This is a genomic window from Intestinimonas sp. HCP28S3_D6, from assembly GCF_052065695.1.
GTDB lineage: Bacteria > Bacillota > Clostridia > Oscillospirales > Oscillospiraceae > Intestinimonas.
The window spans coordinates 1-7636 of record NZ_JBQHTM010000082.1 but is presented as its reverse complement, the minus strand read 5'-3'; the positions used below and the strand labels follow the sequence as shown (position 1 = coordinate 7636).

Annotated in this window: 9 protein-coding genes and 1 pseudogene; 5 read left to right on the top strand and 5 right to left on the bottom strand. The window is 45.4% G+C overall.

Features of this window, described 5'->3' with window-relative positions:
* Positions 1-120 precede the first annotated feature (120 nt).
* The 3 genes and pseudogenes from ACTNBK_RS16255 to ACTNBK_RS16245 all read right to left on the bottom strand — a co-directional run.
* Positions 121-468 (bottom strand): annotated as a pseudogene (locus tag ACTNBK_RS16255) (ParA family protein); the annotation flags it as partial.
* Positions 469-858: 390 nt separating this feature from the next.
* The gene (locus tag ACTNBK_RS16250) at positions 859-1134 is read right to left on the bottom strand and encodes a hypothetical protein (protein WP_441147668.1); all 276 of its coding nucleotides are present in this window, start codon (positions 1132-1134) and stop codon (positions 859-861) included.
* Between the two features lie 150 nt (positions 1135-1284).
* Entirely contained in the window at positions 1285-1638 is a 354-nt protein-coding gene (locus ACTNBK_RS16245) for a hypothetical protein (RefSeq protein ID WP_087242477.1), read from the bottom strand.
* A gap of 174 nt (positions 1639-1812) precedes the next feature.
* Between ACTNBK_RS16245 and ACTNBK_RS16240 the strand changes: the two genes are divergently transcribed.
* Both ACTNBK_RS16240 and ACTNBK_RS16235 read left to right on the top strand, forming a co-directional pair.
* Entirely contained in the window at positions 1813-2631 is an 819-nt protein-coding gene (locus ACTNBK_RS16240) for a hypothetical protein (RefSeq protein WP_441147666.1), read from the top strand.
* A complete protein-coding gene (locus tag ACTNBK_RS16235) occupies positions 2628-3899 on the top strand; it encodes an MBL fold metallo-hydrolase (RefSeq protein ID WP_441147665.1) in 1272 nt (423 codons plus the stop codon). Before ACTNBK_RS16240 ends, ACTNBK_RS16235 begins: the two co-directional genes overlap by 4 nt.
* A gap of 106 nt (positions 3900-4005) precedes the next feature.
* Here ACTNBK_RS16235 and ACTNBK_RS16230 read toward each other — a convergent pair whose 3' ends face one another.
* Both ACTNBK_RS16230 and ACTNBK_RS16225 read right to left on the bottom strand, forming a co-directional pair.
* On the bottom strand, positions 4006-4524 hold the full coding sequence (locus ACTNBK_RS16230) for a hypothetical protein (protein ID WP_441147664.1): 519 nt from the start codon (positions 4522-4524) through the stop codon (positions 4006-4008).
* Positions 4517-5257, bottom strand: coding sequence for a FliG C-terminal domain-containing protein (locus ACTNBK_RS16225; RefSeq protein WP_441147662.1), 741 nt, complete (start codon positions 5255-5257; stop codon positions 4517-4519). Before ACTNBK_RS16225 ends, ACTNBK_RS16230 begins: the two co-directional genes overlap by 8 nt.
* A gap of 239 nt (positions 5258-5496) precedes the next feature.
* Here ACTNBK_RS16225 and ACTNBK_RS16220 point away from each other — a divergent pair, with 239 nt between their 5' ends.
* The 3 genes from ACTNBK_RS16220 (at position 5497) to ACTNBK_RS16210 (ending at position 7471) form a co-directional block, all read left to right on the top strand.
* Entirely contained in the window at positions 5497-5925 is a 429-nt protein-coding gene (locus ACTNBK_RS16220) for a hypothetical protein (protein ID WP_441147660.1), read from the top strand.
* A gap of 98 nt (positions 5926-6023) precedes the next feature.
* Positions 6024-6359: a FliG C-terminal domain-containing protein gene (locus tag ACTNBK_RS16215; RefSeq protein ID WP_162611453.1), complete on the top strand. Its 336-nt coding sequence runs from the start codon at positions 6024-6026 to the stop codon at positions 6357-6359.
* A 41-nt stretch (positions 6360-6400) separates the two neighbouring features.
* Complete coding sequence (locus tag ACTNBK_RS16210) at positions 6401-7471, top strand: ADP-ribosylglycohydrolase family protein (RefSeq protein WP_242969558.1); 1071 nt, start codon at positions 6401-6403, stop codon at positions 7469-7471.
* Positions 7472-7636: the final 165 nt, after the last annotated feature.

The window sequence follows — 7636 nt, the reverse complement described above, 5'->3', positions numbered from 1 at the left end:
AATGCCCCGTAAGGCCGATTACCTCTTCATTGTAGCTTAGGTTTGAACCGCTGAACAGCATTACCAGCGCAACACCGTTCTTGGGGTCAAACATATTGTAGCAAGCAATGCTTGTGGCTACTGCCGCAGGATGGTCTCACGGCTCATGGCGTTCACCAGGGAGACCTCCATGCCGGAGAGCTGGATGTCGGCGGGCATCAGGTCAACGCCTTCCGGGTGGTGCAGGATACCCTCTCCGGGGCGCAGCGGCTCGTCCATCAGGATACGGCCCATCGCGTCGGACAGGGTAAAGGGCAGCTTGTCCGGCTGGGGGTGGCCCAGGCTGATGGTCAGGCTGCCTTGCGGGTCCCCGTCGATCAGCAGCACTTTCTTTCCGGCCTGCGCCAGCCCAATCCCCAGGTTCGCGCAGGTGGTTGTCTTGCCAACGCCGCCTTTCTGGTTGGCGATGGCGATGATTTGCGTGTTCAATGACTTCACCTCATTTCTAATTGGTGTTGTCATGTGCCTGCACAGCAGTCCTGGAAATGACAAAAGCCGCCACTTGAAACAAGTGACGGCTCCGCCTAAATCCAATATTCTACTGTGCTTGAAATCAAAAGGCTTTGAGTTCCTTTCTGCTATTCATTTGTCGTTAATGAAACACCCCCTACAATTCGACTTATTTCAGTATGATTTTTCGGTTTGGAAAAGGATGAAAAAACCAGACTGAAAACCTCAAAACCCTTGGTTTAACAGTGATAAGGAAGTAAATGACTTATCATCTGTTAGCTGACGGATTTCGGGTGCATACGAAACTCCCGTCTGGTTCCATCGTGGAAACCAGACGGGAGTTTTTGTGTGGTTACAAGATGTACAAGTTCAGGATACCTTGCGATGCAATGTATGATGTCCATCGCCTGTCGGTGATTTACAACAATTTTTGGCCTTTGGCTGCAACGCTACGCTCTGCACTGCACGCTGGTACTTCATTGTAAGAAGATTTCCTGCCGCTGGTTGATAGGTACAGGCAACGATGTCCACATTGTAATATTTTTCCACCGTTTGGATACGCTGATAAAGGTCGGGATAATTTTCCAACAACACTTTGGTCGTTTTGCCGTGATTGATGATTAAAACTTCCATATTCTCTTTCATAGTATTCCCTCCATGTTTAATTCGTTTTTCGTGCGAATAGAAGTATAGCACAACTCATTTTAACAAACAGACAACCGTATGTCGTATTGATATATGAGTATATCAAAGTGAAAATAGTAATGTTTTGTGGTATGTTGGCAGAAAATATCTTCACTTCCGTTTCTTTCTGTTCCGTCCACATTCATACCAAACCATAATGATCGCCAAACCGCACACCAGATGCCATAGCGTCATAATGACTGCCTGTCGTCTGTTTTTCACCTGCTGATAATTGACACCCAGTAAGAGCAGTAAAATAATCCCAGCCACTGCTATGCCAGGAAGTGCTTCCCACACAGAATCTGCATCAAACAGCAGTATCCAAATGAATGTATCTACTGTCCCTACAATCATACGACCTGGTGTAAACGCCGAGACACCGTAGTGTTCTTTCAGCCACCCATTGTAGCAAAAAATGAAAGCAAATACTGCAATAATCAAACACAGCCCTAACAAATCCCACATATAAAACCCTCCGTTCTGATTGCTTGGCATATTGTTTATGCAGATAGTATAACACACAGAAATCACACACATGGACATACAGTTTGTCATAGTGAAATTTCTTGTATCTTGTCGAGTAAAACGGTATAATAAAATAGAAAATTCTTACTGCGAGAAGTGAAAGGAGTTCATAGCATGGGCAAACTGAAAGAACTGTCTGCTTTTGAAAATCTGGTTGTAGCACACACAATTCAGGATTTTTACACACCCAACATCAAGGCAGAGGTTATTCTTGATATGCTCCTGACCCCGTATATTCCGGCGATCATCGAGGCTGCAACAGGACAGAAAGCAACGCTGATTACAAAAGAGATGTCCATCGGATACGCAAAAGGAAATGAAATACAAGAAGATAACAACCGTGGAAAAAAGGTAGACTATGTGGTAATGACGAAGGAAAATGTACTGTTTGTGGAACTGAAAACCACGCAGGGAAGCCTTGAATCAGCGCAAATTGAAACATATAGAAAGTGGATTGATAAAGATAACCCTAAAAAGGGCACCGACTTGTTGCATCTACTCTGTAGAATCCTAAAGATCAAATACATGCCAGAAAAGGAACATCCCTATACCATTTTGAAGAGCTATCTCAGTAAGAAGCTGACAAAAAACAGCATACACCGTAAAGCTGTCTGTACAGAGGTCGTTCGAGATAGACTTGTGGAAGACACGCACGCATATCAAAAGAAAAACTATATTCATGGAACTGAAAAATATCTCCACACCATTGCGTGTATCCTTCAGAACACAAATCCAGAGGACTGGGAAAAGGACATTAAAATCATCTACATTTCCCCGTCCGGTGCTAATACGGCAGATATTCAAGATATCACATTTAAATGGATTATCAAGAATATTGATTGCCCTGTGCTGAAGGATCTGAAGGAATCTGTTTGTTACAACCATATTCTTGTGCCACTCTTTTCACAAGATTCGCAGGGAGACACGGAATGACAAAAATCACTACCTATCACGCAGACCAGATTGGCGGGAACGTGGTTGTCATCGAAACAGCGCACAGCAGAATTGCCATTGATTTTGGAGAAAATCTGCCAGGCAGTGAGCATGAGCCGATTGAGATTGAAGGACTTTCCAGAGGAACGCCCTGTTTTGATGGAGTGTTCTTCACCCATTATCACGGCGACCATGTGGGCAGAATGCACCGCATTCTGCCCAATGTCCCGCTCTATCTGGGCAGTATCGCCAAGAAAATCCTGTTGAATATTCACCAAACCCTGGATCATCAGAATATGGCGGCACTTCTGCATGGAGAAACACTCCATGAACTACAGGATGGGGTCAGTGTGACTGTCACACACGACATTCGGGTCACACCATATCGTGTCGACCACTCCGCCTATGAGGCATTCATGTTCCTGATTGAAACCGACGACACAACCATTTTGCATACCGGAGATTTCCGTGGACACGGTCATTCCATGCAAAATAAAGCTGGAGATCCGCTTACTACCATTCGTAAGCGGATATGTCAGAATGGACAAAGAAAAATAGACACCCTTATCATCGAGGGTACTATGCTCAGTCGAATGAACGAACGCATTTTTACCGAACAAGAGCTTCAAAGCTGGGCTACCATATTTTTCAAAAAACGCCGTCACATTTTCCTGCTCTGCTCTTCCACAAATCTGGACACACTGGCCAGCTTTTATCATGCTGCAAAGGCAAACAGAATAAAAATGTTTGCTAACCACTATGTTGTTTCTCAGCTCAAGACCTTTTCGGAAACAGCGGGTGTGGAGGATGATTTTTACCGCTTTAGTACTGTGTGGCCCATTCAGTTTGGTAAAGAGCTGAATAAAAATGGATTTCGCGGAACACAAGAAGACTATATGCGGAAATTTGGTTTTCTTTGTATTATAAAAGAGCGGGAGGGATATGAAGTATGGTTGAAAAAGTTTCAGGATTGCAACCCGGTTCTGCTCTACTCTATGTGGGAGGGGTATCTTGACCCGAAACGCTCAGCATATAACCCCCAACTGGCTGCATTTTGCCACAAATACCACGCTGTTTGTAAGCACACCAGTGGTCACGCCACAGCAGAATTGATTGCTGATATTATCACAGAAGTCAATCCAACAAAGCAAATTATCCCCATTCACACTGAAAATGCAGAAATGTTAAAGAAATTGCCGATAAGCGAGGCGTTGAAGGCAAAAATTGTTCCTTCTATCCAGAACGGACACACTGGATATATGCTTTGATTTTTGAAACTTCCCCTGAGCGATTAAAAAACAGAAGATTATAACATATCCCGGCAGAGGTGTAGATTGCTCTGCCGGGATATGTTATAAATCCAAAATAATGTCATTATAGTTCCTGCATGGTACTCAACGAGAAGCAGTCCGGTCTGTCTGACAGATACCGTCCAGGTGGGTGCTCTTCCCCGCTGTCATACCCCAGCACCAAAAGATCCCGTTCATAGCGAATTTCAAAGTCCAGCTTGTTCAGCTCTGCAAAATCCCGCTGCATAGTGCGGTTGGACACTTTAGGGAAGGCACTTCGATACCAGAGGTCGCAATCCTCCTCTGGCATTTCCTGTAGTGCACGAAGCAAACGGTGCAATTTTTGAATCTGCCTTGCCTGTGCCTTGTTTTCCACACATACAGGCGCCTTCAATGTCTTATCCTCCATCACATAGGCTTTTCTAACTCGATCAAAGCGAACACTGACCGCACCTGCTTGACAAATCAGTGCAATGTCTCGCTGTATAGTCTTTTTACAGTGAGACAGGGGGGCAAACTCCTGCCAGGACACTTCTTCGCATTGAAGCAGTAAGTAATAGACAGAAAGAATCCGACTCACCTTTGAAATGCTACGTTTACTCATTTCTCTCAACCTCCTGGCAGATATGCTGTGTCCCGCTGATGATTTTTCTTTGTGCTGTCTCTATATCTATTTTTCGTGGATATTCCATGAACTGTCCGTGGGCTTGCAGTACCGCTTGACCATATCCAGTAAGGTTTTTGTAAAATCGCTGGCAAACAGCATCCCCACCACCTTTGAGTGCAAGGGCCAGGTCGTGTAAATCCATCCCTTCGCCCAATACCAGTGCATTACACACGACATCAAAACTGGCCTGCGGGAGTGTCAGAAAGGCATCAAACTCCAAAATCAGGGACTGTTCTCGTTTTTGAGGTTTTGCCATCCTGATATAAAATTGCTCTATTTCACTGTGATAGAATGGAAGGAAGTCCATACCAAACCACCCTTGCAGTTGTGCAATCAATTCCTTGGAAGAAATCCCCTCACAAAGTGCAGGCAGTCCACATACAATCAGAAGATTTTTCAAAAAGTCTTTTCCGTAATAATCACCTGAAATCAGGCTGGCATACAGTATACTTTCCAGGTGTTCTGTATGGGCTGTTGCGGTGTGCATTGCAGCACTCAGGAACGAGTCATCCACCACATCTGCAAACTCACTCATAGCCATCACCCCCTCTTTACGGACGAGTTGGTTGAGTGTCCATAACTGTTTGACGGTTTCCATACACTCCAGCTTCGCTTCCTGACTGCATAACAGCCGTGATGATAAATACCCTGCATCCAGTGTAATTTGCATAACCATAACGCTCCTTTTTTCACTAACGAATGTGTTTGACTGTATCGTAGCATATATACAATCAACAATAAAGACAACAGTATGTCGTTTTAATATTCATAAGCACCCCAGACTATTTGCATCGCAGAAGTCGTGCAAATTACCATGACAAACTATTGTCGTTATTCCAGATATTCGGATGCTATACTGACTATAGCCAACCATCAGTGAACCGTATGAGTAACGGAAAGGAGTTTTTTATGGATTACAACGATAAAATCAGAAACGAGGCTATGTGCCGATTGGAGCTTTTACACGGTCAGGGACTTGATCCAGCCGTTGTGGAAGGCTACAAAACCGGAAAACGATACTTTGCTCGCAAAGTGGCAGACAACGCAGTACTGCATTACGAAATCAGTCAGGAGGCAAAGGTAAGCCGTGCCGTTGAGAAAATCGAAGCGGAATACCACGCTCATGTCTACTACGCTGTCTGCAATGAAACAGTTTGGGGACTGCTTGTAACCATGTTGGCTGTAGATATGGACTATCCAGAGGAGTGGGAGGACGAAAGAGCACAAATGGGCGAACAGTGGGCTACCGGTTACGCCTATGATGTCAGCCACGATTTTTCCGAGGTCGGCAGTATGCCCTATCAGATTTTGGATCACGCTCTGATTCGCAAAGGGTAATCAAGGCGGGATGGCTTCATCCCACCTTTTGCTTTTATCGTGTAATGCGGAGTTCTGAGCTTGTCATAGGCTGCACTTTCAGAGGAGGTATTCTTTTTATGTGCTGCAATCATCAAATTTCTTTAGGGAACGAGCGGGCTGTTTCCCATGTTCCTCAATTTGACCAGCTGGCAGGATTTTCAAAACCATATGCCGCAATACTGTTTTCTCAAATCCAAGATGAAACACTGGCTTTGGCGTTAACAGGGGCAAGCTCAGCTGTAAAAGAACGCATTTTACAGCTGGTGACACCGGAGCGAGTACAGACACTCCAAGCGATGTGCAGCCAATTTTCCGGTTCTGCTAACACAAAGGATATAGAGATGGCACAAAGAACCATTTTGCAGCAGCGCAAACAGGTGCTTATAGAACGGGGATGGATTACGCCAGTATAGGATGGTATCATGTCCGGACATACGAAAGGAAGGTCTGATCAATGCAGATATTTATCTATGAAAAAAGTATGCGGGATCGGTATCGAGGCTGTCTCGTAGGAGGGGCTGCTGGGGATGCGCTTGGCTATACGGTGGAATTTCTGACGTTGGAGGAAATCCGGGCACGCTATGGCGCAGATGGTATTCGAGATTATGAATGTACAGATGGGATGGCATTGATTTCCGACGACACCCAAATGACACTGTTCACTGCCGAGGGTTTACTGCGTACATGCCAGCAGAGTGACCCTATTTTATCCTGCCCATCGTGTATTTCCGCCAGTTATCAGGACTGGTTGATTACCCAAACGAAACCATTTTCACCAAATAAGATTCACACATCCCAGCTTCTTTCTTTGCCGGAACTGTACCAAAGACGGGCACCGGGTAACACCTGCCTGGATGCCCTTGAATCCGGGCGGGTTGGTTCTATTACTAACGCCATCAATCAAAGCAAGGGTTGTGGCGGAGTGATGCGTGTGGCACCCATTGGTCTTTTCTTTGCCAAGCCTGATACAGCCGGAACACTGGCTGCAACTGTTGCCGCACAAACGCATGGTCATGTTCTGGGGTATCTTCCGGCGGGAATTTTAGCCTGGTGCATTTCGAGGCTATCTCATGGCGAAAAAACAGAGCTGGTCGAGACAATTCGTAGTGGACTGGTGTGGGCAAAAAAGAAATTTTCCTTTGCGCCACAAGAATATGCAGTGTTGGAGGAACTGGTAGAGCGGGCAATTTTGCTTGCAAACGAAAAAATTGACGATACAATCGCCATAGCTTCTTTGGGTGAGGGTTGGGTGGCAGAAGAAACGCTGGCCATTGCGGTCTACTGCGCCATCCGCTATCGGTACAACTTCGGAAAAGCACTCTGTGCAGCGGTCAACCACAACGGAGATAGCGATTCCACCGGTGCAGTGACAGGAAATTTGCTGGGAGCCTCCCTTGGACTGAAGCAGTTGCCCAATCAGTACCTGCAATCATTGGAGTTAAAAGAAACCATTCTGGAGTTTGCTGACCAACTCTATCGCAATACGCAGCTGGAGAAATCACCTGGTAAAAATAGTAACTTGTAAGTACACACCGATCCCATCAAGAAATCACAACCGTATTGTCGGAGACCATCCCATATTTTGTGTAAACCTCCAAGGTGGTGTATAATAGAAGCACCACAGTGGAGGTTTTATTATGGCAAGAAAGAAACGCACACCGGAAGAAAATGCCCGCAGGGAAAAGATCAG

What these genes read in the sequence shown, in the direction of transcription:
- ACTNBK_RS16250 (WP_441147668.1), bottom strand. Translation starts at nt 1,134, where the DNA reads ATGAAAGAGAATATGGAAGTTTTAATCATCAATCACGGCAAAACGACC.
- ACTNBK_RS16245 (WP_087242477.1), bottom strand. Translation starts at nt 1,638, where the DNA reads ATGTGGGATTTGTTAGGGCTGTGTTTGATTATTGCAGTATTTGCTTTC.
- ACTNBK_RS16240 (WP_441147666.1), top strand. Translation starts at nt 1,813, where the DNA reads ATGGGCAAACTGAAAGAACTGTCTGCTTTTGAAAATCTGGTTGTAGCA.
- ACTNBK_RS16235 (WP_441147665.1), top strand. Translation starts at nt 2,628, where the DNA reads ATGACAAAAATCACTACCTATCACGCAGACCAGATTGGCGGGAACGTG.
- ACTNBK_RS16230 (WP_441147664.1), bottom strand. Translation starts at nt 4,524, where the DNA reads ATGAGTAAACGTAGCATTTCAAAGGTGAGTCGGATTCTTTCTGTCTAT.
- ACTNBK_RS16225 (WP_441147662.1), bottom strand. Translation starts at nt 5,257, where the DNA reads ATGCAAATTACACTGGATGCAGGGTATTTATCATCACGGCTGTTATGC.
- ACTNBK_RS16220 (WP_441147660.1), top strand. Translation starts at nt 5,497, where the DNA reads ATGGATTACAACGATAAAATCAGAAACGAGGCTATGTGCCGATTGGAG.
- ACTNBK_RS16215 (WP_162611453.1), top strand. Translation starts at nt 6,024, where the DNA reads ATGTGCTGCAATCATCAAATTTCTTTAGGGAACGAGCGGGCTGTTTCC.
- ACTNBK_RS16210 (WP_242969558.1), top strand. Translation starts at nt 6,401, where the DNA reads ATGCAGATATTTATCTATGAAAAAAGTATGCGGGATCGGTATCGAGGC.